The 25,442-nt window shown below is 69.7% G+C and carries 20 protein-coding genes; 3 read left to right on the top strand and 17 right to left on the bottom strand.

All coding sequences use genetic code 11. The features are described from left to right. Positions 1–435: 435 nt before the first annotated feature. The 15 genes from recQ to OG272_RS29550 form a co-directional block, all read right to left on the bottom strand. Positions 436–2,532, bottom strand: a complete 2,097-nt coding sequence (recQ, locus tag OG272_RS29620; protein WP_328223848.1) for a DNA helicase RecQ — start codon at positions 2,530–2,532, stop codon at positions 436–438. A gap of 227 nt (positions 2,533–2,759) precedes the next feature. Next, complete coding sequence (gene nuoN / locus OG272_RS29615; protein ID WP_327728224.1) at positions 2,760–4,409, bottom strand: NADH-quinone oxidoreductase subunit NuoN; 1,650 nt, start codon at positions 4,407–4,409, stop codon at positions 2,760–2,762. Continuing rightward, complete coding sequence (locus tag OG272_RS29610) at positions 4,406–5,977, bottom strand: NADH-quinone oxidoreductase subunit M (protein WP_327728225.1); 1,572 nt, start codon at positions 5,975–5,977, stop codon at positions 4,406–4,408. Before OG272_RS29610 ends, nuoN begins: the two co-directional genes overlap by 4 nt. A 5-nt stretch (positions 5,978–5,982) precedes the next feature. After that, a complete protein-coding gene (gene nuoL / locus OG272_RS29605) occupies positions 5,983–7,878 on the bottom strand; it encodes an NADH-quinone oxidoreductase subunit L (protein ID WP_327728226.1) in 1,896 nt (631 codons plus the stop codon). Positions 7,879–7,893: 15 nt separating this feature from the next. Further along, positions 7,894–8,193, bottom strand: coding sequence for an NADH-quinone oxidoreductase subunit NuoK (gene nuoK, locus OG272_RS29600; protein WP_005481399.1), 300 nt, complete (start codon positions 8,191–8,193; stop codon positions 7,894–7,896). Then, complete coding sequence (locus tag OG272_RS29595) at positions 8,190–9,041, bottom strand: NADH-quinone oxidoreductase subunit J (protein WP_326578983.1); 852 nt, start codon at positions 9,039–9,041, stop codon at positions 8,190–8,192. Before OG272_RS29595 ends, nuoK begins: the two co-directional genes overlap by 4 nt. Next, positions 9,038–9,640, bottom strand: coding sequence for an NADH-quinone oxidoreductase subunit NuoI (gene nuoI / locus OG272_RS29590; protein ID WP_326578985.1), 603 nt, complete (start codon positions 9,638–9,640; stop codon positions 9,038–9,040). Before nuoI ends, OG272_RS29595 begins: the two co-directional genes overlap by 4 nt. After that, entirely contained in the window at positions 9,633–10,994 is a 1,362-nt protein-coding gene (nuoH, locus tag OG272_RS29585; RefSeq protein ID WP_326578987.1) for an NADH-quinone oxidoreductase subunit NuoH, read from the bottom strand. The genes nuoI and nuoH overlap by 8 nt, the downstream gene beginning before the upstream one ends. Beyond that, entirely contained in the window at positions 10,991–13,495 is a 2,505-nt protein-coding gene (locus OG272_RS29580) for an NADH-quinone oxidoreductase subunit G (RefSeq protein ID WP_405895247.1), read from the bottom strand. The genes nuoH and OG272_RS29580 overlap by 4 nt, the downstream gene beginning before the upstream one ends. Then, positions 13,492–14,847: an NADH-quinone oxidoreductase subunit NuoF gene (nuoF, locus tag OG272_RS29575; protein WP_326578991.1), complete on the bottom strand. Its 1,356-nt coding sequence runs from the start codon at positions 14,845–14,847 to the stop codon at positions 13,492–13,494. Before nuoF ends, OG272_RS29580 begins: the two co-directional genes overlap by 4 nt. Then, entirely contained in the window at positions 14,847–15,677 is an 831-nt protein-coding gene (gene nuoE, locus OG272_RS29570) for an NADH-quinone oxidoreductase subunit NuoE (RefSeq protein ID WP_326585668.1), read from the bottom strand. The genes nuoF and nuoE overlap by 1 nt, the downstream gene beginning before the upstream one ends. Positions 15,678–15,706: 29 nt before the next feature. Next, positions 15,707–17,047, bottom strand: a complete 1,341-nt coding sequence (locus tag OG272_RS29565) for an NADH-quinone oxidoreductase subunit D (protein WP_326578993.1) — start codon at positions 17,045–17,047, stop codon at positions 15,707–15,709. Continuing rightward, positions 17,044–17,781, bottom strand: coding sequence for an NADH-quinone oxidoreductase subunit C (locus OG272_RS29560; RefSeq protein ID WP_326578995.1), 738 nt, complete (start codon positions 17,779–17,781; stop codon positions 17,044–17,046). The genes OG272_RS29565 and OG272_RS29560 overlap by 4 nt, the downstream gene beginning before the upstream one ends. Beyond that, positions 17,778–18,332, bottom strand: a complete 555-nt coding sequence (locus tag OG272_RS29555) for an NADH-quinone oxidoreductase subunit B family protein (RefSeq protein ID WP_003998928.1) — start codon at positions 18,330–18,332, stop codon at positions 17,778–17,780. The genes OG272_RS29560 and OG272_RS29555 overlap by 4 nt, the downstream gene beginning before the upstream one ends. A 15-nt stretch (positions 18,333–18,347) precedes the next feature. After that, positions 18,348–18,707 carry an NADH-quinone oxidoreductase subunit A gene (locus tag OG272_RS29550; RefSeq protein ID WP_005476348.1) on the bottom strand — a complete coding sequence of 120 codons (360 nt, stop codon included), beginning with the start codon at positions 18,705–18,707 and terminating at the stop codon, positions 18,348–18,350. Positions 18,708–19,424: 717 nt separating this feature from the next. On the opposite strand from OG272_RS29550, the gene OG272_RS29545 reads away from it, so the two are divergent. After that, positions 19,425–20,255, top strand: a complete 831-nt coding sequence (locus tag OG272_RS29545; RefSeq protein WP_326579010.1) for a C40 family peptidase — start codon at positions 19,425–19,427, stop codon at positions 20,253–20,255. A 416-nt stretch (positions 20,256–20,671) separates the two neighbouring features. Here OG272_RS29545 and OG272_RS29540 read toward each other — a convergent pair whose 3' ends face one another. Beyond that, positions 20,672–21,964, bottom strand: coding sequence for a geranylgeranyl reductase family protein (locus tag OG272_RS29540; protein WP_326579012.1), 1,293 nt, complete (start codon positions 21,962–21,964; stop codon positions 20,672–20,674). A 147-nt stretch (positions 21,965–22,111) separates the two neighbouring features. Here OG272_RS29540 and OG272_RS29535 point away from each other — a divergent pair, with 147 nt between their 5' ends. Together OG272_RS29535 and OG272_RS29530 are read left to right on the top strand one after the other, a co-directional pair. After that, positions 22,112–22,615, top strand: coding sequence for a GNAT family N-acetyltransferase (locus OG272_RS29535; protein WP_326579014.1), 504 nt, complete (start codon positions 22,112–22,114; stop codon positions 22,613–22,615). Positions 22,616–22,933: 318 nt separating this feature from the next. Further along, positions 22,934–23,257, top strand: a complete 324-nt coding sequence (locus tag OG272_RS29530; RefSeq protein ID WP_326579016.1) for a PASTA domain-containing protein — start codon at positions 22,934–22,936, stop codon at positions 23,255–23,257. 21 nt (positions 23,258–23,278) lie between these two features. Here OG272_RS29530 and OG272_RS29525 read toward each other — a convergent pair whose 3' ends face one another. After that, on the bottom strand, positions 23,279–25,270 hold the full coding sequence (locus OG272_RS29525; RefSeq protein WP_405895242.1) for a zinc ribbon domain-containing protein: 1,992 nt from the start codon (positions 25,268–25,270) through the stop codon (positions 23,279–23,281). Positions 25,271–25,442 lie beyond the last annotated feature (172 nt).

The following is a 25,442-nucleotide window of genomic DNA, read 5'->3' as shown; positions in this document are numbered from 1 at the left end:
GCGAGGCGGGTGCTGCGCGCTCGGGCGGCGGCTTCGTACGTGGCCGGGGAGCTTCGAGCGCGGGCGGCGGCTTCGTACGTGGCCGGGGCTGCGTGCTCGGGCGGCGGCTTCGTACACGGCCGGGAGCTTCGAGCGCGGGCGGGAGCTTCGAGCGCGGGCGGCGGTTTCGTGCGCGGGCGGGAGCTTCGGTGGCGGGCGGCGGCTTCGAGCGCGGACGGGAGCTTCGGTGGCGGGGCGCTTCTTCGCCGTGGGGGTGCCATGTCGGGGGCCGGGTTCCGTCCGCCGTGATTGCTTGCGCGGTTCCCCGCACCCCTTCGGGGCGCGGTCCACGGCTGCGGACAGCGGCCGTGCCCCCTGCGTCATGGCTGCCGCCGTATCCGCGCCCGGTACACCAACCCGCTGCCCGCCCTGCCCGTCATGCCGTTCAGAAGCCCCCTAGGCCCAGTCATCGTGCTCGGGCTCCGGTTCCGCATCGGGCCAGTCGAAGTCCCCGCCCGCGTCACCCGTCGAAGCCGGGCCGGACTCGCCGCCGCCGACCGGAGCCGGCGCGGATCCCGATCCCGATCCCGATCCAGATCCAGACACCGCCGACGCCGACGCCGACGACCCGCCGGAAGCCCCGCCCAGTGAAGCCAGCACCCCCAACACCCCCTCCCCGTACGTCGCCAGCTTCTTCTCGCCGATTCCGCTGATCGTGCCGAGTTCGGCGACGGACGCGGGAGCCGTCGCCGCGATGTCGCGGAGGGTGGCGTCGTGGAAGATGACGTAGGCGGGGACGCCCTGTTCGCGGGCCTGTTCGCCGCGCCAGGCGCGCAGGGCCTCGAAGACGGGGAGCAGGTCGTCGGGCAGCTCGACCGGCGCCTTGGCCTTGCGGTCGCCCCGGCCGGAGCCGGAGGAACCCGACCCGCCGCCCGACGCCGACCGCGAGGTCACCGGCTTCTTCGGTTCCTTGCGCAGCGGCACGTCCCGCTCGCGCCGCAGCACCGCCCCGCTCTCCTCGGTCAGCACGAGCGTGCCGTACTCGCCCTCGACCGCGAGGAGCCCCTGGGCGAGCAACTGCCGTACGACGCCCCGCCATTCGCCCTCGGCCAGTTCCTCACCGATGCCGAAGACGGAGAGCTGGTCGTGGTCGAACTGGATGACCTTCGCGGTCCGCCGCCCCATCAGGATGTCGACGATCTGCACGGCGCCGAACTTCTGCCCGCGCTCCCGCTGCAGCCGCACCACGGTGGAGAGCACCTTCTGCGCGGCGACGGTGCCGTCCCAGGTCTCCGGCGGTACGAGGCAGGTGTCGCAGTTGCCGCAGCCGTCGGCCTGCGGTTCCTGGCCGAAGTACTGGAGCAGCTGGCCGCGCCGGCACTGGGCGGTCTCGCAGAGCGCCAGCATGGCGTCGAGGTGGCTGGCGGCCCGGCGACGGAACGCCTCGTCGCCCTCGCTGCCCTGGATCATCTTGCGCTGTTGTATGACGTCGTTCAGGCCGTAGGCCAGCCATGCCGTGGAGGGCAGTCCGTCGCGGCCGGCGCGGCCGGTCTCCTGGTAGTAGCCCTCCACCGACTTCGGGAGGTCCAGGTGGGCGACGAAACGGACATCGGGCTTGTCGATGCCCATGCCGAAGGCGATCGTGGCGACGACCACGAGTCCTTCCTCGCGCAGGAACCGCGACTGGTGTGCCGCGCGCGTGCCCGCGTCGAGACCGGCGTGGTAGGGCACCGCCTCGACGCCGTTCTTGCTCAGGAACTCCGCCGTCCGCTCGACGGAGTTCCTGGACAGGCAGTAGACGATGCCCGCGTCGCCGGCGTGCTCCTGGCGGAGGAAGGACAGGAGCTGCTTCTTCGGGTCGGCCTTGGGCACGATCCGGTACTGGATGTTGGGCCGGTCGAAGCTGGCCTCGAAGTGCCGGGCCCGGGGCATGGCCAGCCGCTCGGTGATCTCCCGGTGCGTCGCGTGGGTGGCGGTGGCGGTGAGCGCGATGCGCGGCACGTCCGGCCAGCGCTCGCCCAGCAGGGAGAGGGACAGGTAGTCGGGCCGGAAGTCGTGTCCCCACTGGGCCACGCAGTGTGCCTCGTCGATCGCGAACACCGAGATCTTGCCGCGCCCGAGCAGATCCAGCGTGGCGTCGAGCCGCAGCCGCTCGGGAGCGAGATACAGCAGGTCGAGCTCGCCCGCGAGGAACTCCGCCTCGACCACGCGCCGCTCGTCGAAGTCCTGCGTGGAGTTCATGAACCCGGCGCGCACGCCCAGCGACCGCAGCGCGTCCACCTGGTCCTGCATCAGGGCGATCAGTGGGGAGACCACGATGCCCGTGCCGGGCCTGACCAGGGAAGGAATCTGGTAGCAGAGCGACTTTCCGCCGCCGGTCGGCATGAGGACGACGGCGTCGCCGCCCGCGATCACATGCTCGATGACCGCGCCCTGCTCGCCCCGGAAGGCGTCGTACCCGAAGACCCGGTGGAGCACGGCCAGCGCCTCGCTGTCCGTCCCGGTCGTCCTGTCCTCGTCCGCCATCACACTCGTCCCGCCCGTCCCGATCATCGCCCGTCCCCCGCGCCCTTGCGTCCTGTACCGCCCGTGGTTCCTCCAGCCCTTGCCACCATAGGCGCCCGCACCGACAGCCTCAGAGTTATCCACAGGCTCCACCCGCATGAGGCCCACCACGCCCACGTACGACAACCCGTATATACGACGGGACCCGGCCCCCAGGAAGGAGGCCGAGTCCCGTCGTCGCATCACAGGCGCACGCACCGCTCCCGAGCGGAGCGTCAGCGCACGAACACCCCCGCCTGTCCCGCCAGGTCCAGGAAGTACTGCGGCGCGACGCCGAGCACCAGCGTGACGGCGACCCCGACCCCGATCGCGGTCATGGTCAGCGGCGACGGCACGGCGACGGTCGGCCCCTCGGGGCGCGGCTCGCTGAAGAACATGAGCACGATGACGCGGATGTAGAAGAACGCGGCGATGGCCGAGGAGATCACACCGACCACCACGATCGCGCCCGCGCCGCCCTCCGCCGCCGCCTTGAACACGGCGAACTTCCCGGCGAACCCGGAGGTCAGCGGAATGCCCGCGAAGGCCAGCAGGAAGACCGCGAAGACGGCCGCCACCAGCGGTGACCTGCGCCCGAGCCCGGCCCACTGCGACAGATGGGTGGCCTCGCCGCCCGCGTCCCGCACCAACGTCACCACGGCGAACGCGCCGATCGTCACGAACGAGTAGGCGCCCAGATAGAAGAGGACGGACGAGACGCCGTCGGGTGAGGCCGCGATGACACCGGCGAGGATGAAGCCGGCGTGGGCGATCGACGAGTAGGCGAGCAGTCGCTTGATGTCGGTCTGGGTGATGGCGACGATCGCGCCGCCCAGCATGGTGACGATGGCGACGGCCCACATGACCGGCCGCCAGTCCCAGCGCAGGCCGGGCAGGACGACGTACAGGAGCCTGAGCAGCGCGCCGAAGGCGGCCACCTTGGTCGCCGCCGCCATGAAGCCCGTGACCGGTGTGGGCGCGCCCTGGTACACGTCCGGCGTCCACATGTGGAACGGCACCGCGCCGACCTTGAACAGCAGGCCCATGACGACCATGGCGGCGCCGATGAGCAGCAGCGCGTCGTTGCCCATGGTGTCGGCGAGGGCGGGGTTGATGTCGCTGATGGTGCCGTCGACGACCTGGGCGATCGTCGCGTACTTCACCGAGCCCGCGTAGCCGTACAGCAGGGCGATGCCGAAGAGGGTGAAGGCGGAGGCGAAGGCGCCGAGCAGGAAGTACTTGACCGCGGCCTCCTGCGACATGAGCCGCTTGCGGCGGGCCACGGCGCACAGCAGGTAGAGCGGGAGGGAGAAGACCTCCAGGGCGATGAACAGGGTCAGCAGGTCGTTGGCCGCCGGGAAGATCAGCATGCCGCCGATCGCGAAGAGCAGCAGCGGGAACACCTCGGTGGTGGTGAACCCGGCCTTCACGGCGGCCTTCTCGCTGTCGCTGCCGGGCACGGAGGCGGCCTGGGCGGCGAAGGAGTCGACCTTGTTGCCGTGTGTCTCGGGGTCGAGGCGCCGTTCGGCGAAGGTGAAGACGCCGAGGATGCCGGCCAGGAGGATCGTGCCCTGCAGGAACAGGGCCGGTCCGTCCACGGCGATGGCGCCCATGGCCGCGATACCGGCCTTCGTGGTGCCGTATCCGCCCGCCGCGAGGGCGACCACCGCGGCGAAGGATGCCGTGAGGGCGACGACGGAGACGAACACCTGGGCGTAGTAACGGGACTTGCGCGGGACGAAGGCCTCGACCAGCACCCCGATGATCGCCGCCCCGATGACGATCAGGGTGGGCGACAGTTGCCCGTATTCGATCTTCGGCGCGTCGATCTTGGAGATCGGGTCGGCCGCGGTTGTCCACAGGCTGTGGACGGCTGATGCGCTCACTTGGCCGCCTCCACCTCGGGCTGGGGGTCCTTCTTCTGGACGTCGGACATGGTGTGCTCGACCGCCGGGTTGACGATGTCGGTGAGCGGCTTCGGGTAGACGCCCAGGAAGATCAGCAGAACGATCAGCGGGGCGACCACCACGAGCTCCCGCACCCTCAGGTCGGGCATCCCCTCGACCTCGGCCTTCACCGGGCCCGTCATCGTCCGCTGGTAGAGGACGAGGACGTAGAGCGCGGCGAGGACGATGCCGACGGTGGCGATGATCCCGATCACCGGGTAGCGCGCGAACGTGCCGACCAGGACCAGGAACTCACTGACGAACGGGGCGAGTCCGGGCAGCGACAGGGTCGCCAGGCCGCCGATCAGGAACGTGCCGGCGAGCACCGGCGCGACCTTCTGCACCCCGCCGTAGTCGGCGATGAGCCGCGACCCGCGCCGGGAGATCAGGAAGCCGGCGACCAGCATCAGGGCGGCGGTCGAGATGCCGTGGTTGACCATGTAGAGCGTCGCGCCGGACTGGCCCTGGCTGGTCATCGCGAAGATGCCCAGGATGATGAACCCGAAGTGCGAGATCGACGCGTACGCCACCAGCCGCTTGATGTCCCGCTGGCCGACCGCGAGCAGCGCCCCGTAGATGATGCTGATGAGCGCCAGGACGAGGATCACGGGTGTGGCCCACTCACTGGCCTCGGGGAACAGCCCGAGGCAGAAGCGGAGCATCGCGAAGGTGCCGACCTTGTCGACGACCGCCGTGATGAGGACGGCGACCGGGGCGGTGGACTCCTGCATGGCGTTGGGCAGCCAGGTGTGCAGCGGCCACAGGGGTGCCTTCACCGCGAAGGCGAAGAAGAAGCCCAGGAACAGCCATCGCTCGGTGCTGGTCGCCATCTCCAGCGAGCCGTTGGCGCGGGCCTCGGCGATCTCCGGGAGCGAGAAGTTCCCGGCGACCACGTACAGGCCGATCACCGCGGCCAGCATGATCAGGCCGCCGACCAGGTTGTAGAGGAGGAACTTCACGGCGGCGTACGAGCGTTGCGTCGCCGCCGTCTCCTCGCCGTGCTGGTGGGCACGGTCCCCGAAGCCGCCGATGAGGAAGTACATCGGGATGAGCATGGCTTCGAAGAAGATGTAGAAGAGGAAGACGTCGGTGGCCTCGAAGGAGATGATCACCATCGCCTCGACGGCCAGGATCAGGGCGAAGAAGCCCTGAGTGGGCCGCCACCGCTTGCTTCCGGTCTCCAGCGGGTCGGCGTCGTGCCAGCCCGCGAGGATGATGAACGGGATCAGCAGGGCGGTGAGCGCGATGAGCGCCACCGCGATGCCGTCCACGCCCAGTTGGTACCGCACCCCGAAGTCCGCGATCCAGGCGTGGGACTCGGTGAGCTGGTAGCGGTCGCCGCCCGGGTCGAAGCGGACCAGGACGATCGCGGCGAGCACGAGCGTGGCCAGCGAGACGATCAGCGCCAGCCATTTCGCGGCGGATCGCCGCGCGGCCGGTACGGCGGCCGTGGCGATCGCCCCGAGGGCCGGGAGCGCCGCCGTCGCTGTCAGCAGAGGAAAGGACATCGGTATCAGACCGCCCTCATCAGCAGGGTCGCGGCGATGAGGATCGCAGCACCGCCGAACATCGAGACCGCGTACGACCGGGCATAGCCGTTCTGGATCCGGCGCAGCCGCCCGGAGAGGCCGCCCATCGAGGCCGCCGTGCCGTTGACGACGCCGTCGACCAGGGTGTGGTCGACGTAGACGAGGGAGCGTGTGAGGTGCTCTCCGCCGCGTACGAGGACGACGTGGTTGAAGTCGTCCTGGAGGAGGTCGCGCCGGGCGGCCCGGGTGAGCAGCGATCCGCGCGGGGCGACGACGGGGACGGGCCCCCGCCCGTACTGGAGCCAGGCGAGGCCGACGCCGATGACCATCACGGCGACCGTGGAGATCGTCACCGTCAGGGCGCTGATCGGCGGGTTGCCGTGCTTGTGGCCGGTGACGGGCTCCAGCCAGTGGAGGAACCGGTCGCCGATGCTGAAGTACGCGCCGCCGAAGACCGATCCGACGGCCAGCACGATCATGGGGATCGTCATGACCCTGGGCGACTCGTGCGGGTGCGGCTCGTGGCCGTGCTCGTCGGGCTGCCAGCGCTTCTCGCCGAAGAACGTCATCAGCATCACGCGCGTCATGTAGAACGCGGTGATCGCCGCGCCCAGCAGGGCCACGCCGCCGAGGATCCAGCCCTCGGTGCCGCCCTTGGCGAAGGCCGCCTCGATGATCTTGTCCTTGGAGAAGAAGCCGGACAGACCGGGGAAGCCGATGATCGCGAGGTAGCCGAGGCCGAAGGTGACGAAGGTGATCGGCATGTACGTCCGCAGGCCGCCGTACTTGCGCATGTCGACCTCGTCGTTCATGCCGTGCATGACCGAGCCGGCGCCGAGGAACAGGCCGGCCTTGAAGAAGCCGTGCGTGACCAGGTGCATGATCGCGAAGACGTAGCCGATGGGGCCGAGGCCCGCGGCGAGCACCATGTAGCCGATCTGCGACATCGTGGAGCCGGCGAGGGCCTTCTTGATGTCGTCCTTCGCGCAACCGACGATCGCACCGAAGAGGAGCGTGACCGCGCCGACCACGGTGGTGACGAGCTGGGCGTCCGGCGAGGCGTTGAAGATGTCGGCGGAGCGGACGATCAGGTAGACGCCGGCGGTGACCATGGTCGCGGCGTGGATGAGGGCCGAGACCGGGGTCGGGCCCTCCATCGCGTCCCCGAGCCAGGACTGCAGCGGCACCTGGGCGGACTTGCCGCAGGCCGCGAGCAGCAGCATCAGCGCGATGGCGGTGAGCGTGCCCTCGCTCGTCTCACCGGTGGCCTCCAGGACCGGCCCGAAGGCGAAGGTCCCGAAGGTGGTGAACATCAGCATGATGGCGATGGACAGGCCCATGTCGCCGACGCGGTTGACCAGGAAGGCCTTCTTCGCGGCGGTGGCGGCGCTGGGCTTGTGCTGCCAGAAGCCGATCAGCAGGTACGAGGCGAGGCCGACGCCCTCCCAGCCGACGTACAGCAGCAGGTAGTTGTCGGCGAGGACGAGCAGCAGCATCGCCGCGAGGAACAGGTTCAGATAGCCGAAGAAGCGGCGTCGGCGCTCGTCGTTCTCCATGTACCCGATGGAGTACACGTGGATGAGCGAGCCGACTCCGGTGATCAGCAGGACGAACGTCATCGACAGCTGGTCGAGCTGGAAGGCGACGTCCGCCTGGAAGCCCTCGACGGGGATCCAGCTGAACAGGTACTGGCCGATCTCACGGTGTTCGGCGTCCTTGCCGAGCATGTCGGCGAAGAGGACGACACCGATGACGAAGGAGGCGGCGGCGAGGGCCGTGCCGATCCAGTGGCCGACGGCGTCGAGGCGCCGGCCGCCGCACAGCAGGACGGCGGCTCCGAGCAGGGGCGCCGCGACCAGCAGCGCAATCAGGTTCTCCACGATTCTTCCGACCCCTTACAGCTTCATCAGGCTGGCGTCGTCGACCGAGGCCGAGTGGCGGGACCGGAACAGCGACACGATGATCGCGAGTCCGACCACGACCTCCGCGGCGGCGACGACCATCGTGAAGAAGGCGATGATCTGGCCGTCGAGATTGCCGTGCATCCGGGAGAAGGCGACCAGGGTGAGGTTGCATGCGTTGAGCATCAGCTCGACGCACATGAACACCACGATCGCGTTCCGCCTGATCAGGACGCCGGTGGCGCCGATCGTGAACAGCAGGGCGGCGAGATACAGGTAGTTGACGGGATTCACTTCGATGCCTCCCCGCTGTTGCCGCCGTTCCCGCTGTTGGTGCGCTCCAGGCGGTCCTCGGCGCGCTGCTCCAGGGCCTTCAGATCGTTGAGCGCCTCGCTCGACACGTCGCGGACCTGGCCCCGGTCCCGCAGGGTCTTGCTGACGGTCAGATCGGACGGGGTGCCGTCGGGCAGCAGGCCCGGGATGTCGACCGCGTTGTGCCGGGCGTAGACGCCGGGGGCCGGCAGCGGCGGGAGGTGCTTGCCCTCGCGTACGCGCTCTTCGGCCAGCTCGCGCTGGGTCTTGGCGCGCTCGGTGCGCTCGCGGTGGGTGAGGACCATGGCGCCGACGGCGGCCGTGATGAGGAGGGCGCCGGTGAGCTCGAAGGCGAACACGTAGTCGGTGAAGATCAGGGCCGCGAGGCCCTCCACGTTGCCGCCCGCGTTCGCCGTGCCGAGGCCGTTGAACTCCGTCAGTGAGGCGTTGCCGATGCCCACGGTCAGCAGGATGCCGAAGCCCAGGCCGCACAGGAGGGCCATCCAGCGCTGGCCCTTGATGGTCTCCTTCAGGGAGTCCGCCGCGGTGACGCCGACGAGCATCACCACGAACAGGAACAGCATCATGATCGCGCCGGTGTAGACGACGATCTGCACGACGCCCAGGAAGTAGGCGCCGTTGGCGAGGTAGAACACCGCCAGGATGATCATGGTGGCGGCGAGGCAGAGCGCGCTGTGCACGGCTCTCTTCATGAAGACGGTGCACAGGGCGCCGATCACGGCGATCGTGCCGAGCACCCAGAACTGGAAGGCCTCACCGGTGGAGGTGCCGGCGGAAAGAGTGGCTGCGGCGGCGAGTTGCGCGCTCACGCGTCCACCTCCTCGTCCTGCGGCTTCTCGCCCTTGGAGACGGCGACCTGGCGCACCGTGCCGGGCGCGGCCTCGGTTACCAGCCCCCGGTAGTAGTCCTGCTCGTCGGTGCCCGGGAAGATCGAGTGGGGCGAGTCGACCATGCCCTCCTCCAGCCCGGCGAGCAGCTGCTCCTTGGTGTAGATGAGGTTGGCGCGGCTGCTGTCCGCCAGCTCGAACTCGTTGGTCATCGTGAGCGCGCGCGTGGGGCACGCCTCGATGCACAGGCCGCACAGGATGCAGCGGGCGTAGTTGATCTGGTAGACGGCGCCGTACCGCTCGCCCGGCGAGTAGCGCTCCTCGTCCGTGTTGTCGGCGCCCTCCACGTAGATGGCGTCGGCGGGACACGCCCAGGCGCACAGCTCGCAGCCGACGCACTTCTCCAGGCCGTCCGGATGGCGGTTGAGCTGGTGCCGGCCGTGGAACCGTGGGGCCGTGGTCTTGGGCTGCTCGGGATACTGCTCGGTCAGCCGCTTCTTGAACATGGCCTTGAAGGTCACGCCGAAGCCGGCGACGGGGTTCTGGAAACCGGGCTTGGTCTCCTTCGGCTCCTCAGCCATCGGACGCCTCCTTCCCATTCGAAGATCCGTCACTGTCAGTATCGGACCCACCACTGACAACCAGCTCCCGCTCCCGCCGCGGACGCCTGCGCGGCACCGGTGGGAGGGTCTGTCCGGGCAGGGGCGGCACGGGGAATCCGCCGGCCATCGGGTCGAAGCCGGCCGGTTCGGCGGGCTGGTCCTGTGCCTCGCGCCGGTCGCGGAACATGTCCGCGACGACGGAGAGCAGGAAGAGGACGATGACGGCGCCGGCGACGTACAGGGCGATCTCGGCGAAGTCGTAGTTCTCGTTCCTGAGGGTCCGTACGGTCGCGACGAGCATCAGCCAGACCACGGAGACCGGGAGGAGGACCTTCCAGCCGAGCTTCATCAGCTGGTCGTAGCGGACGCGCGGGAGGGTGCCGCGCAGCCAGATGAAGAAGAACAGCAGCAGCTGCACCTTCACCACGAACCAGAGCATCGGCCACCAGCCGTGGTTGGCGCCCTCCCAGAAGGTGCTGATGGGATAGGGGGCCCGCCAGCCGCCGAGGAAGAGCGTCACCGACACGGCGGAGACGGTCACCATGTTGACGTACTCGGCGAGCATGAACAGCGCGAACTTGATCGACGAGTACTCGGTGTTGAAGCCGCCGACCAGGTCGCCCTCGGACTCCGGCATGTCGAACGGGGCGCGGTTGGTCTCGCCGACCATGGTCACGATGTAGATCACGAACGAGACCGGCAGCAGCACGATGTACCAGCGGTCCTGCTGTGCCTCCACGATCGCCGACGTCGACATCGACCCGGAGTAGAGGAAGACCGAGGCGAACGCGGCGCCCATGGCGATCTCGTAGGAGATCATCTGCGCCGCGGAGCGGAGGCCGCCGAGCAGCGGGTAGGTGGATCCGGAACTCCAGCCCGCCAGCACGATGCCGTAGATGCCGACCGAGGCGACCGCGAGGATGTAGAGCATCGCGATCGGCAGGTCGGTGAGCTGCATCGTGGTGCGCTGGCCGAAGATCGAGATCTCGTTGCCGGCCGGGCCGAAGGGGATCACCGCGATCGCCATGAAGGCCGGGATGGCCGCGACGATCGGTGCGAGGACGTAGACGACCGTGTCCGCGCGTTTGACGATGACGTCTTCCTTGAGCATCAGTTTGACGCCGTCGGCGAGCGACTGGAGCATGCCCCAGGGGCCGTGCCGGTTGGGGCCGATGCGCAGCTGCATCCAGGCGACGACCTTGCGTTCCCACACGATGGAGAACAGCACGGTGATCATCAGGAAGGCGAAGCAGAACACCGCCTTGACGACGACCAGCCACCAGGGGTCGCGGCCGAACATCGAGAGGTCTTCAGCGGCGAGGTACAAGCTCATGCCTCCACCTCCTCGGGGGCCTCGGCGGCGAGCGTCGCGGGGCCGATACGGACGAGTGCGCCGGGCAGCGCCCCCGTGTCGGAGGCGACGCCCGAGCCGGTGGAGTTCAGCGGCAGCCAGACGACACGGTCGGGCATCTCGGTGATCTGCAGCGGCAGTTCGACGACACCGGCGGGGCCGCTGACCGCGAGGACGTCGCCGTTCTTGACGCCCGCCTCGGCGGCCGTGGCGGCGGACACGCGCGCGCGTGCGGCGTGCCGCGTCCCGGCGAGCGCGTCGTCGCCGTCCTGGAGGCGGCCCTGGTCGAGCAGGAGTCGGTGCCCGGCCAGTACGGCCTCCCCGGCGGCCGGGCGCGGCAGTCCGGCCGCGACCTCCACCGGCTCATGGGCCCTCGCCCCGTCCCACGCCCCGAGGCGGTCCAGCTCCGCGCGCGTGGTGCGCAGATCGGGCAGCCCCAGGTGGACGTCCATGGCGTCGGCCAGCATCTGGAGGACCCGCCCGTCGGTGGGGGCCACCGGGCGGGTCATCTGGTCGGGCTTCAGCGCGGCCTCGAACATCCGCACACGGCCCTCCCAGTTGACGAAGGTGCCCGCCTTCTCGGCGACGGCGGCGACCGGAAGGACGACGTCCGCCCGTTCGGTGACCTCGCTGGGCCGCAGTTCCAGCGACACCAGGAAGCCCACCGCGGACAGTGCCTCACGCGCGCGTGCCGGATCGGGCAGATCGGCGAGTTCCACACCCGCCACCACCAGGGCCCCGAGCTCTCCGGTGGCGGCGGCCTCGACGATCTGCCCGGTGTCCCGGCCGTATCGCGAGGGGAGTTCGGCGACGCCCCAGGCGGCGGCGACCTCCTCCCGCGCGCGCGGGTCGGTCGCCGGACGGCCGCCCGGCAGCACCGACGGCAGCGCGCCCGCCTCGACGGCGGCGCGCTCCCCGGCCCGGCGCGGGATCCACACCAGCTTGGCGCCGGTCAGGGACGCGGCCCGGACGGCGGCGGTGAGTCCGCCCGCCACGGCCGCGAACCGCTCCCCGACGACGATCACGGCGCCCTCGGTACGCAGCGCCTCGGCGGCCTTGGTGCCGTCGTCGTCCAGGCCGAAGCCGCTCGCGAGGGCGTCCAGCCACTCGGTCTCGGTGCCGGGCGCGGCCGGCAGCAGCGTGCCGCCGGCCTTCGCCAGGCCCCGGGTGGCGTGGGTGGCCAGCGAGAAGACCTGCTGCTTGTGCTTACGCCAGGCCTTGCGCAGCCGGAGGAAGACGCCGGGCGCCTCCTCCTCGGCCTCGAACCCGACCAGCAGGACCGCGGGCGCCTTCTCCAGGGAGGCGTACGTGACGCCCGTACCGTCGAGGTCGCGGCCGCGTCCGGCGACCCGGGCCGCCAGGAAGTCGGCCTCCTCGCCGCTGTGCACGCGCGCGCGGAAGTCGATGTCGTTGCTGTCGAGGGCCACGCGCGCGAACTTGCTGTACGCGTAGGCGTCCTCGACGGTGAGCCGGCCGCCGGTCAGGACACCTGCCCGGCCGCGGACGGCGAGGAGCCCCCGGGCGGCGGCATCCAGGGCCTCCGGCCAGGACGCGGGTTCCAGGACGCCCTCCGCGTTGCGGACGAGGGGGGTGGTCAGCCGGTCCGGGCGCTGCGCGTACCGGAACCCGAACCGCCCCTTGTCGCAGATCCACTCCTCGTTGACCTCGGGGTCGTTGGCCGCGAGCCGGCGCATGACCTTGCCGCGCCGGTGGTCGGTGCGGGTCGCGCAGCCGCCGGAGCAGTGCTCGCAGACGGACGGCGAGGAGACGAGGTCGAAGGGGCGGGAGCGGAATCGGTACGCCGCCGAGGTCAGCGCGCCCACCGGGCAGATCTGGATGGTGTTGCCGGAGAAGTACGACTCGAAGGGGTCGCCCTCACCGGTGCCGACCTGCTGGAGCGCGCCCCGCTCGAGCAGCTCGATCATCGGGTCGCCCGCGACCTGGTTGGAGAACCGGGTGCAGCGGGCGCACAGCACGCACCGCTCACGGTCGAGGAGCACCTGCGTGGAGATCGCCACGGGCTTCTCGTACGTCCGCTTCCTGCCCTCGAAGCGGGAGTCGGAGTGGCCGTGCGACATGGCCTGGTTCTGCAGGGGGCACTCGCCGCCCTTGTCGCAGACGGGGCAGTCCAGCGGGTGGTTGATGAGCAGGAGCTCCATCACACCCTTCTGGGCCTTCTCCGCGACCGGGGAGGTGAGGTGGGTCTTGACGACCATCCCGTCCGTGCAGGTGATCGTGCAGGACGCCATGGGCTTGCGCTGGCCCTCGACCTCGACGATGCACTGGCGGCAGGCGCCGACCGGGTCGAGGAGGGGGTGGTCGCAGAAGCGGGGGATCTCGACGCCGAGTTGTTCGGCGGCCCGGATGACCAGGGTGCCCTTGGGCACGCTGATGTCGACGCCGTCGATGGTCAGCGAGACGAGATCTTCCGGCGGGACCGCCGCCTCCCCGCCCCCGGAGGGAGCACTGGTGGTCACGGTCATGCGTTCACCTCCGCGTGCTTGTCCTTGTCGGCCCAGGCGGTCGACTTGGCCGGGTCGAAGGGGCAGCCCCGGCCCGTGATGTGGTCCTCGTACTCCGCGCGGAAGTACTTGAGGGAGGAGAAGATCGGCGAGGCGGCGCCGTCGCCGAGGGCGCAGAAGGACTTGCCGTTGATGTTGTCGGCGATGTCGTTCAGCTTGTCGAGGTCGCTCATGACGCCCTTGCCGGCCTCGATGTCGCGCAGCAACTGCACCAGCCAGTAGGTGCCTTCACGGCAGGGGGTGCACTTGCCGCAGGACTCGTGGGCGTAGAACTCGGTCCAGCGGGTGACGGCACGGACGACGCAGGTGGTCTCGTCGAAGCACTGGAGTGCTTTCGTGCCGAGCATGGAACCCGCGGCGCCCACTCCTTCGTAGTCAAGAGGGACGTCGAGGTGCTCGTCGGTGAACATCGGGGTCGAGGAGCCGCCCGGCGTCCAGAACTTGAGGCGATGCCCGGGTCGCATTCCGCCGCTCATCTCCAGCAGCTGGCGGAGCGTGATGCCGAGCGGCGCCTCGTACTGGCCGGGGCTGGTGACATGGCCGCTGAGCGAGTAGAGCGTGAAGCCGGGAGACTTCTCGCTGCCCATCGACCTGAACCATTCCTTGCCCCTGTGCATGATCGCGGGAACCGACGCGATCGACTCGACGTTGTTCACGACAGTCGGGCACGCGTAGAGGCCCTCGACAGCAGGGAAGGGGGGACGGAGCCGCGGTTGACCACGGCGGCCTTCGAGCGAGTCGAGCAGTGCGGTCTCCTCACCGCAGATGTACGCGCCCGCGCCCGCGTGCACGGTGAGTTCGAGGTCGAGTCCGCTGCCCAGGATGTTCTCGCCGAGGAAGCCGGCCTCGTAGGCCTCACGTACGGCCTCGTGCAACCGCCGCAGGACGGGAACGACCTCACCACGCAGATAGATGAAGGCATGCGAAGACCTGATGGCATGACAGGCGATGACGATGCCCTCGATGAGGCTGTGCGGGTTCGCGAAGAGGAGCGGAATGTCCTTGCACGTTCCGGGTTCCGATTCGTCGGCGTTGACAACTAGATAGTGTGGTTTTCCGTCGCCCTGGGGAATGAACTGCCATTTCATTCCGGTCGGGAATCCCGCGCCGCCACGGCCGCGCAGCCCGGACTCCTTGACGTACGCGATGACGTCGTCGGGTGACATGGCCAGCGCCTTGCGCAGCCCCTCGTACCCGTCGTGCCTTCGGTAGACGTCGAGCGACCATGCCCGGTCCTCGTCCCAGAAGGCCGACAGCACGGGTGCGAGCAGTTTCTCCGGGCTGGTGCCCTTGATCTCGGGTGCCAACGTCATCACTCCCCCTCCTCGGCTGCAGGCCCCGCCGGGTGGGCCGGGTCCGAGGCCGACGTGTCCTGCGGCGCGTCGTGCGAGCTGAGGTGCTCGGTGGGTGACGGCTCGTGCACCGTGTCGCGCGGCTCGTCGTGCGGGCCGCCGTCCCGCGGGTGGACCACGCGGGCGGGTCCGGCCTCTCCCCTGGCCAGGCGGAGGCCGACCAGCGAGGCGGGTCCCGCGCCGCCGCTCGCCTCGACGGCCCCGGGCCGCTCGTCGGGGAAGCCGGCGAGGATCCGCGCGGTCTCCTTGAAGGTGCACAGCGGCGCCCCGCGCGTGGGCTCGACCTCGGTCCCCGCGCGCAGGTCGTCGACGAGGGCCTTGGCGCTGTCGACGGTCTGGTTGTCGAAGAACTCCCAGTTGACCATCACGACCGGCGCGAAGTCGCAGGCCGCGTTGCACTCGATGTGCTCCAGCGTGACCTTGCCGTCGCCGGTGGTCTCGCCGTTGCCGACGCCGAGGTGGTCCTGCAGCGCCTCGAAGATCGCGTCGCCGCCCATCACCGCGCACAGGGTGTTGGTGCAGACGCCCACCTGGTAGTCGCCGGAGGGCTTGCGCCGGTACATGGAGTAGAAGGTGGCGACCGCGGTGACCTCGGCGGTGGTCAGACCGAGCACCTCGGCACAGAACCGCATGCCGGTGCGGGTGACATGGCCCTCCTCCGACTGCATGAGATGCAGCAACGGCAGGAGGGCGGACCGGGAGTCCGGGTAGCGGGCGATCACGTCCGCCGCGTCCCGCTCCAGCCGGGCCCGAACGTCGTCCGGGTAGTCGGGCGCGGGCAGTTGGGGCATGCCCAGGCTGACGCCCTCGGGGGTGGTGGTCACCGGTCGACGCCTCCCATCACGGGGTCGATGGACGCGACGGCGACGATGACGTCGGCGACCTGGCCGCCCTCGCACATCGCCGCCATGGCCTGCAGGTTGGTGAAGGACGGGTCGCGGAAGTGGACCCGGAAGGGGCGGGTGCCTCCGTCGGACACGGCGTGCACCCCGAGTTCGCCCTTGGGCGACTCGACGGCCACGTACGTCTGTCCCGGCGGGACGCGGAAGCCCTCGGTCACCAGCTTGAAGTGGTGGATCAGGGCCTCCATGGAGGTGCCCATGATCTTCTTGATGTGGTCCAGGGAGTTGCCGAGTCCGTCCGGTCCCAGGGCGAGCTGGGCGGGCCAGGCGATCTTCTTGTCGCCGACCATGACCGGGCCGGGCTGCAGCCGGTCCAGGCACTGCTCGACGATCCGCAGGGACTGGCGCATCTCCTCCAGGCGGATGAGGAAGCGGCCGTAGGAGTCGCAGGTGTCGGCGGTCGGGACGTCGAAGTCGTACGTCTCGTAGCCGCAGTACGGCTGTGCCTTGCGCAGGTCGTGCGGGAGGCCGGCGGAGCGCAGGATCGGGCCGGTGGCGCCGAGGGCCATGCAGCCGGACAGGTCGAGGTAGCCGACGTCCTGCATACGGGCCTTGAAGATGGGGTTCCCGGTGGCGAGCTTGTCGTACTCGGGAAGGTTCTTCTGCATCTTCTTCACGAACTCGCGGATCTGGTCCACCGCGCCGGGCGGCAGGTCCTGGGCGAGTCCGCCGGGCCGGATGTACGCGTGGTTCATGCGCAGGCCGGTGATCAGCTCGTAGATGTCGAGAATGAGTTCACGATCACGGAAGCCGTAGATCATGATCGTGGTGGCGCCCAGCTCCATGCCGCCGGTGGCGATGCACACCAGGTGGGAGGAGAGCCGGTTCAGCTCCATGAGGAGCACGCGGATGATCGTGGCGCGGTCCGGGATCTCGTCCTCGATGCCGAGGAGCTTCTCCACGGCGAGGCAGTACGCCGTCTCGTTGAAGAACGGCGTCAGGTAGTCCATGCGCGTCACGAACGTGGTGCCCTGCGTCCACGTGCGGTACTCGAGGTTCTTCTCGATGCCGGTGTGGAGGTAGCCGATGCCGCAGCGGGCCTCGGTGACGGTCTCGCCGTCGATCTCCAGGATGAGCCGGAGCACACCGTGCGTGGACGGGTGCTGGGGGCCCATGTTGACGATGATGCGCTCGTCGTCCGACCGGGCGGCGGTCTCGGCGACCTCGTCCCAGTCGCCGCCGGTGACCGTGTAGACGGTGCCTTCGGTGGTCTCGCGCGCCGAGGCGGCGGACTCGGCGGATGCGTGTTGCGTGCTCATGAGTACGACCTCCGCTGGTCCGGAGCCGGGATCTGGGCGCCCTTGTACTCGACGGGGATGCCGCCGAGGGGGTAGTCCTTGCGCTGCGGGAAGCCCTGCCAGTCGTCCGGCATCATGATCCGCGTCAGCGCGGGGTGGCCGTCGAAGACGATGCCGAAGAAGTCGTACGTCTCGCGCTCGTGCCAGTCGTTGGTGGGATAGACGGGGACGAGCGACGGGATGTGCGGGTCGGCGTCGGGGGCGGAGACCTCCAGGCGGATCAGCCGGTTGTGGGTGATCGAGCGCAGGTGGTAGACGGCGTGCAGCTCGCGGCCCTTGTCGCCGGGGTAGTGGATGCCCGAGACGCCGGTGCACAGTTCGAAGCGGAGGGCCGGGTCGTCGCGGAGGGTGCGGGCGACGCGCGGCAGGTGTTCGCGTTCGATGTGGAAGGTGATCTCGCCCCGGTCGACGACGGTCTTGTCGATCACGTTCTCGGGGACGAGGCCCTGTTCCTCCAGGGCGCCCTCCAGTTCGTCGGCGACCTCGTCGAACCAGCCGCCGTAGGGGCGGCCGGCCGCGCCGGGGAGCCGGATGGAGCGGACCAGGCCGCCGTAGCCGGAGGTGTCGCCGCCGTTGTTCGCGCCGAACATGCCGCGCTGGACGCGGATCTCCTCACCGCCCTCGCCGCGCTGGCCGGGGAGGTTGGAGGCGGCGAGGTCCTTCTCGGGGTTGACCCCGTTGTTCGCGTCACTCATCGCAGCAGCCCCTTCATCTCGATGGTGGGGAGCGCCTTGAGTGCCGCTTCCTCCGCCTCGCGGGCCGCTTCCTCGGCGTTCACGCCGAGCTTGGACGTCTGGATCTTCTGGTGGAGCTTGAGGATCGCGTCCATCAGCATCTCGGGCCGTGGCGGGCAGCCCGGCAGATAGATGTCGACGGGGACGATGTGGTCGACGCCCTGGACGATCGCGTAGTTGTTGAACATGCCGCCCGACGACGCGCAGACCCCCATGGAGATCACCCACTTGGGATTCGGCATCTGGTCGTAGACCTGCCGCAGCACCGGTGCCATCTTCTGGCTGACCCGGCCGGCCACGATCATCAGGTCGGCCTGGCGCGGCGAGCCGCGGAAGACCTCCATGCCGAAGCGCGCCAGGTCGTAGCGCCCCGCGCCCGTGGTCATCATCTCGATGGCGCAGCAGGCGAGGCCGAAGGTGGCGGGGAAGACGGACGCCTTGCGTACCCAGCCCGCGGCCTGCTCGACGGTGGTCAGCAGGAAACCGCTCGGCAGTTTTTCTTCGAGTCCCATGGTCTTAAAGGCCCCTCAGTCCCATTCCAGGCCGCCGCGGCGCCAGACGTACGCGTAGGCCACGAAGACGGTGAGCACGAAGAGCAGCATCTCCACGAGCCCGAAAACACCCAGGGCGTCGAAGGTGACGGCCCAGGGGTAGAGGAAGACGATCTCGATGTCGAAGACGATGAAGAGCATCGCCGTCAGGTAGTACTTGATGGGAAAACGCCCTCCGCCGGCCGGCGTGGGGGTGGGCTCGATCCCGCACTCGTATGCCTCGAGCTTGGCCCGGTTGTAGCGCTTCGGGCCGATCAGCGAGGCCATGATCACGGAGAAGATCGCAAAGCCTGCCCCGAGGGCTCCCAGTACGAGGATGGGCGCATAGGCGTTCACCGCTCCTCGCTCCTCTCAGTCGGCACTGACTGCTGGCGGATGGCGTGGGCCCTGCTCTCCCGCCGCACCGGTCCCACGAACTCCGCCCGTTCCGACGAAGATCGCGAACATGTGAAGCAGGTCACAAGCCCAACTGCCCCGCATCCTATGCCTGCCGGTCTGTGATCTGCGACACGGGGTACAGCACCGAGTTTGTGATCTCCACCACCCGACGAAGGATCATGAAGTCGGATGAGCGTTGATCTTCATACATGAAGCGCCAGACTGATCACCAGAAGTGACATTTTCGCTCGTCACCGCTGGTCACGCGGGTCGTCTCCATATCAAGAGGGTTCCGCTGCATGCAAATTGGCGCTGGACGAGGTCGCTTGATAGAGCGCCGCGTTCACACCCCGGGGGGAGGCCCGGCGGCCGATGTGGACGCGTGCACACATTCACGAGCGCCGGGAGCGGGTGATCCCGCGCGGGACGCGGCATGGACGGGTGACCGTTCCGTGACCTGCGCCACACCGGAGCGAGATCAAATCAACGGGCCTTGGCCACTCGCTGCAATCGATGGTAAGCGCAGGGCAATTCGGACGTAATCACGAAAGTGCATGATCACAGGCATGTTCGACCCTGTCCGCTATGCCCGTTACGGCGTCAATAAAGAGTGACGCACAGGGAATTTACGGCCTCCGTTGAACAACTGTGGCGCAGCACACGTTTCTTGAAGGTATGGAGGAGTCGCTGGTACCGCTTGTACCCATGTCCCACACCGCTCACATACGCAGCCACCGAAAACCCCGCCGCAACGCGTCCTCGATCGCGATGCGCGCCGGAGTCGCCGGTGGCGTTCTCAGCACCGTGGCAGTGGCCGGCGCGTCCACGTCGGCTTTCGCCGCGGAGCCGGTGACGCAGACGCTCGAACTGCCCACCCTCACGGCCGACCTGGCCACGCAGGCCGCGCAGTCCGCGGACGCCACGCAGGCGATGGCGGCCGACTACCAGCTCCAGGCCGAGCGTGACCTGGCCGCCGAGCAGGCCGCCAAGCAGGCCGAGAAGGACCTGGTCAAGGCGAAGAAGGAAGAGGCCCGCAAGAAGGCCGCCGCCGAGGCCGAGCGCAAGGCCGAGGCCGAGCGTGCCGCGCGGGACAGTGAGCGGACCACTCTCACGTCCAACTCGGCGACCACCACGACGACGACGCCCGCCACCGGCAGCGTCAGCACGGTGATCGGCTTCCTCAAGGCACAGGTCGGCGACGCCTACGTCCTCGGCGCCACGGGCCCCAACGCGTGGGACTGCTCCTCGCTCGTGCAGGCCGCGTTCAAGCAGGTCGGCGTGGACCTCCCCCGGGTCTCGCAGGACCAGTCGATGCAGGGCACCGAGGTCTCGCTGTCCAACCTGCAGGTCGGCGACATCCTGTACTGGGGCTCCAAGGGCTCCGCGTACCACGTGGGTGTGTACATCGGGGACGGCCAGTACCTCGACGCGGCGAACCCCTCCAAGGGCGTCGTCATCCAGGACCTCTCCGGCTACCCGGCGACGGGTGCGGTGCGCGTGCTCTGAGCCGACGCGCACGCGGTCGCCCAGACGCTTTTCGAGAGGGCCGCTCTTCCCATGGGGGACAGCGGCCCTTCGGGCTGCCCTCGTAAAGGGCCACAGGGGCCCCACAGGGCGCCTTTCACCCCAGGCGTGGGGGCGCAGGACAGGCCGAGCCGACAACGGCCCCCGTCGAGGCGTTCCAGGGGTTCCGTCTCCGAGGGCCGGTACGGCGCCCCGGCCTCACGGCGCCCGGTGTCCGAATCGTCCGTGTGGAGCAGCGCGTTGACGGCCGGACGCGCGCGACCATGGCCGACCGGACACGCTAAGTCGCGGTCGGTCGGACACGCTAAGTCGCGGTCGGCCGGACGCGCGGCGTCGTAGCGGGACGGAAGGTCACGTCCCGCTCACGCACGGCATCCTCGGGCCGGTCGGCCGCGGGGTCACGCCTTCGGCGCCACCTTGCTCAGGCCGTTGATGATGCGGTCCATCGCGTCGCCGCCGGTGGGGTCGGTGAGGTTGGCCAGCATCTTCAGGGTGAACTTCATCAGCAGCGGGTGGGTGAGGCCCCGCTGCGTGGCGAGCTTCATGATCTTCGGGTTGCCGATGAGCTTCACGAAGGCGCGGCCCATCGTGTAGTAGCCGCCGAAGGTGTCCTTGAGGACCTGCGGGTAGCGCTGGAGGGCGAGTTCGCGCTGGCCGGGGGTGGCGCGGGCGTGGGCCTGGACGATGACGTCGGCGGCGATCTGTCCGGATTCCATGGCGTAGGCGATGCCCTCGCCGTTGAACGGGTTCACCATGCCGCCGGCGTCGCCGACGAGCAGCAGCCCCTTGGTGTAGTGGGGTTGCCGGTTGAAGGCCATCGGGAGGGCGGCGCCGCGGATGGGCCCGGTCATGTTCTCGGGGGTGTAGCCCCACTCCTCGGGCATGGACGCGCACCAGGCCTTGAGGACGTCGCGCCAGTCCAGCTCCTTGAAGGCGGCGGAGGTGTTGAGGACGCCCAGACCGACGTTGGACGTGCCGTCCCCCATGCCGAAGATCCAGCCGTAGCCGGGCAGGAGACGGTCCTCGCCCGGGCCTCGCTTGTCCCACAGCTCCAGCCAGGACTCCAGATAGTCGTCGTCGTGGCGCGGGGAGGTGAAGTACGTACGGACCGCGACGCCCATCGGGCGGTCCTCGCGGCGGTGCAGGCCCATCGCGAGGGAGAGCCGGGTGGAGTTGCCGTCGGCCGCCACCACCAGCGGGGCGTGGAAGGTGACTTCCCGCTTCTCGTCGCCGAGCTTGGCGTGCACCCCGGTGATACGGCCCGTGCGGTCGTCGACGATCGGCGCGCCCACGTTGCAGCGCTCGTACAGCCGGGCGCCCGCCTTCTGGGCCTGGCGGGCGAGCTGCTCGTCGAAGTCGTCGCGCTTGCGGACGAGTCCGTAGTCCGGGTAGGAGGCGAGATCCGGCCAGTCGAGCTGGAGGCGGACGCCGCCGCCGATGATCCGCAGCCCCTTGTTGCGGAGCCAGCCGGCCTCCTCGGAGATGTCGATGCCCATCGACACGAGCTGCTTGGTGGCGCGTGGTGTGAGGCCGTCGCCGCAGACCTTCTCCCTGGGGAAGCTGGTCTTCTCCAGGAGCAGCACGTCGAGCCCGGCCTTCGCCAGGTAGTACGCGGTGGTGGAACCGGCTGGCCCGGCCCCGACGACGATCACATCGGCGGTGTGTTCGGTAAGGGGCTGGGGCTCGGTCACGACGGGTTCTCCCCAAGAAGTAGAAGGATCGCAGCGCCGGTCGGCCGGAAGACGAGAAATCCGGAAGACCAGAAAACATGTGCCGACTGGCGTCGGACATGGGCAGTCTATTCAGCGGAACCGATCATCGGCTGAAGGGCTGCCCCTGTGAACAGAGCTCTGCCCGACGTACGGCTGCGTGTCCCCACCGACGAGGACGCCTTCGCCTGGCACCGGATCTTCGACGACCCCGACGTCATGGAGTTCCACGGCGGCCGGTCCGCCGAGCTGTCCGTCTACGAGGAGCTCACCGCGCGCCAGCGCCGCCACGACGCCGAGTACGGGTTCTGCCTGTGGACCATGCTCGACGAGGAGGGCCGGGCGATCGGCTTCACCGGCGCCCAGCCGTGGCCCCGGGAGTGGGGCCCGACCGGCGAGATCGAGATCGGCTGGCGGCTCGCCCGTGACCACTGGGGCAAGGGATATGTGACCGCCGCCGCGACGCAGACCCTGGAACGGGTGCGGGCGGCCGGTGTCGGCAACGTCGTCGCGATGGTCAACGCCCGCAACGAACGGTCCATCGCCGTCACCCGCCGCCTGGGCATGGAGCTGGCGGAGGAGTACATGACGCCGTCGCAGCAGGTGGGGCACTGCTACCGGCTGGCGCTGTGACGCCGGTCGGCGAGGCCGCCGCTCGTTCGTGACGCGGCTCGTTCGTGACGCGGCTCGTTCGCGATGCGCCTCGTTCGCGATGCGGCTCGTTCGCGATGCGGCTCGTTCGTGACACGGCTCGTTCGCGATGCGCCTCATTCGTGACGCGCCTCATTCGTGACGCGCCTCGTTCGCGATGCGGCTTGTTCGCGATGCGGCTCGTTCGTCATATCGGCAACTCGTCACTCAGAGTAGCAATTTGCCGCAGATTGCAACTCAGTGCTTCCGACCGGGGCCGCTCGGCGGTTACCCTGCCGGTACCGCTGGGGGTGAACATCTGTGCGCACAACACCCAAGTCATTCGAAGTGCGTGTGCCACGGTTCGTCGGGCTGATGGCCGTGGACGCGCGCGAGACGGCCGAGGCGGGCGGGGTGACCCTCGCCGCACCCGACCGGCCCGACTTCCAACGCACCGTCGTGGACTACGTCGTACGGCAGTACCCGCCACCGGGGGTGGAGGTGCCGCGTGGGGCCGCCGTGACCGTGTGGTTCGAGTTGGGGGACGAGGGCGGGGGTGTCCGGGAGCCGCGACGCGCGGGGCCCCCGCCCGGGTTGCGCAGGGCGTTGGACGAGCCGGGGGATCCGTTCGCGGTTCTTCGGTAGGAGCGTGGTGGGACGTGCCCCCTATTTCTGCCAGAGCAGGATCGCCGCCGCACCTCCCCCGCCGATCACGAAGGCCGCCGCGATCGTGACGGCCCAGATGAGGGTCCGGCTGCGTGGCCTGGCGGGTTCGGCGGGTGGCAGGTGGTGGTGGCCGAGCTCGACGAGCGGAGGCTCGTACGGGGTCGGGGCCGGAGCCGGAGCCGGAGCCGGAGGCTGCCGCGGGATCCCGTAGTGCGCCGGGCCGTCGCTGGGCATGGCCGGGATCGGGGGTGCGATCACCGCCGTGCGCGCTCCCGCCATCTGGACCAGGTAGGGCGCGAGGAAGGCCGCGGCGAAGATCCAGAGGAGTCCGAAGAGGAGCACCTCGGGGATGTCGAGGCCGACGTCCACCTGGCCCGCGGCCGAGAACTCGTTGCTGAAGTCGGCCGTGGCGGAGCCCGAGGCCTCCATGCCGAAGCCGCTGATGCCGGCGAGGAGGAGGAAGAGACCGAAGAAGACACCCGCGGCGAGGAGTTGCTCGCCACGGCCCGCGGAACGGCGGGCCGCGAGGACACCGAGGATCAGGGCGCAGACCGCGCCGAGCGCCAACGCGCCCACGACCGCCCAGGAGTTGACGGCGTCGCCCAGTTCGGAGAGCCCGAACGCCTCGCGCTCGTAACCGCCGTACGGGCGGGGCTCGACGAGTCCGTAGTCGCCGGACGAGTCGTACGAGGTGTCGTCCCCGTACCGCGTACGGCCCGCCTCGCCCTCGATGGACGCGCCCCAGGAGAGGCCGAGGACGTGGACGGCGAGGTTGGGCAGAACGAGGAGCACGAGGAGGAGCGGGTTGAGGTCCTCCTCCCATTCGCCCTGCCACTCGTCGCTCGCCGCGAGGACGACGAAGGTGACGAGCGAGCAGAGGGCGAGGACGATCGCCATGGCGCGTACGGCGGTTCCGGTCGCCCGGAACAGCGCCTGGGGCCCTGGGCGAACGGCCAGCCACGCCGCCAGGTCGTCGCGTTGCAGCAGGCCGGCCGAGACGGCGGCGGTGAGCAGCAGCGCGCCCAGTGCCGCACGCCAGGGTGACGTCGAGACCTCGGCGAGGGCGATCTCGGGCTGCGCGAACAGCCCCAGCAGCAGCACGGCGGCGGTCACCAGCAGCGTGACCCGCACGGCCGCTTCGAGCCCGGCGGTACGGCTGCCCCCGGGCACCACCCCGGGACCTCCGAGACCGGCGTACGCGCCGCCGTATCCACCGGCGTACGCGCCACCGTGCACACCGCCGCCGTACGCGCCGCGTGTCACCAGGCGCGTACGGAGTTGCCGTACGCCGAGGACGAGCGCCCCGATGAACAGGGCGGTCACCGTGAGCGGGACCAGGGTCAGGGTGACGGCTCCCTCGGCGGACCGGAAGTCGCCTGTGTAGCCGTCGCTGATCCCGGAGGCCTCGAAGCCGCCGCCGAGGCCCTGCAGGAGGGCGGCGAGGGTGAGGCCCAGACGGTCGCCGAAGCCGACGAGGTCCTCCTCGTCCTGGCCGTACGACGGGATGGCCAGCGCGACGGCGGCGGCGAAGAGGAGCCCGACCGGCCAGAGCGCGGCCAGTGCGGAGCCGCCCCAGTCGCCCCGGAAGGCCCGTCCGAGGAAGGCGCCGACCGGTGAGGGACGGGCGGGGACGGGGGCGTACCCGGGTGGCGGTGGCGGTGGACCGAGGGGTGGCGCGCCCGGTGGGGCTGCCGGGAGAAACGCCGGGAGAAACGCCGGGAGGGACGCCGAGGGGGCCATTCCCGGGGCCCCCGACGGATCCGTTCCCGGGACTCCCGGCGGCGGTGTCGGGATGGCCGCCGTTCCCGGAGCCGGTGAGGGCGGGGGCGTCGGGGGTGGAGCCGGTGGTGGCGTCGCGGGTGGGGCCGGCGGAGCCCCGGCCCCGGTGCCGGTCTCCGCCGCAGGAACCGGCATCCGTTCCCGCCCGCACGTCATGCAGAAGCGTGCGTCGTCGGGACCGGGTGTTCCGCAGTGCGGGCAGTAGGACGTCATGGAACGCTCCGTCATTCAGAGAACTCGTGCCGTGATGCGACGTGGTCGCCTGGCGCACCGGTGGTCGTGCGACATCACCGGCGCGTGCCGACGTATCAACGGACGGTAGTTTCTGTTGACCGGTTCCCGTCAACAGGATTCCCTGACGGGCACCCCTCGTACGGGTGAACTC

The organism is Streptomyces sp. NBC_00104, from assembly GCF_045160825.1.
In the GTDB taxonomy this organism is placed as follows: Bacteria; Actinomycetota; Actinomycetes; order Streptomycetales; family Streptomycetaceae; genus Streptomyces.
This window is presented reverse-complemented; position numbering and strand designations above follow the sequence as displayed.

Coding starts and splice junctions, on each gene's coding strand:
- OG272_RS29580 (WP_405895247.1), bottom strand. CDS start 13,495: ATGACCGTGACCACCAGTGCTCCCTCCGGGGGCGGGGAGGCGGCGGTC.
- nuoH (WP_326578987.1), bottom strand. CDS start 10,994: ATGAGCTTGTACCTCGCCGCTGAAGACCTCTCGATGTTCGGCCGCGAC.
- OG272_RS29545 (WP_326579010.1), top strand. CDS start 19,425: ATGGAGGAGTCGCTGGTACCGCTTGTACCCATGTCCCACACCGCTCAC.
- nuoI (WP_326578985.1), bottom strand. CDS start 9,640: ATGGCTGAGGAGCCGAAGGAGACCAAGCCCGGTTTCCAGAACCCCGTC.
- OG272_RS29565 (WP_326578993.1), bottom strand. CDS start 17,047: ATGAGCACGCAACACGCATCCGCCGAGTCCGCCGCCTCGGCGCGCGAG.
- OG272_RS29560 (WP_326578995.1), bottom strand. CDS start 17,781: ATGAGTGACGCGAACAACGGGGTCAACCCCGAGAAGGACCTCGCCGCC.
- OG272_RS29525 (WP_405895242.1), bottom strand. CDS start 25,270: ATGACGTCCTACTGCCCGCACTGCGGAACACCCGGTCCCGACGACGCA.
- recQ (WP_328223848.1), bottom strand. CDS start 2,532: ATGATCGGGACGGGCGGGACGAGTGTGATGGCGGACGAGGACAGGACG.
- nuoF (WP_326578991.1), bottom strand. CDS start 14,847: ATGACGTTGGCACCCGAGATCAAGGGCACCAGCCCGGAGAAACTGCTC.
- OG272_RS29610 (WP_327728225.1), bottom strand. CDS start 5,977: ATGTCCTTTCCTCTGCTGACAGCGACGGCGGCGCTCCCGGCCCTCGGG.
- nuoE (WP_326585668.1), bottom strand. CDS start 15,677: ATGCCCCAACTGCCCGCGCCCGACTACCCGGACGACGTTCGGGCCCGG.
- OG272_RS29555 (WP_003998928.1), bottom strand. CDS start 18,332: ATGGGACTCGAAGAAAAACTGCCGAGCGGTTTCCTGCTGACCACCGTC.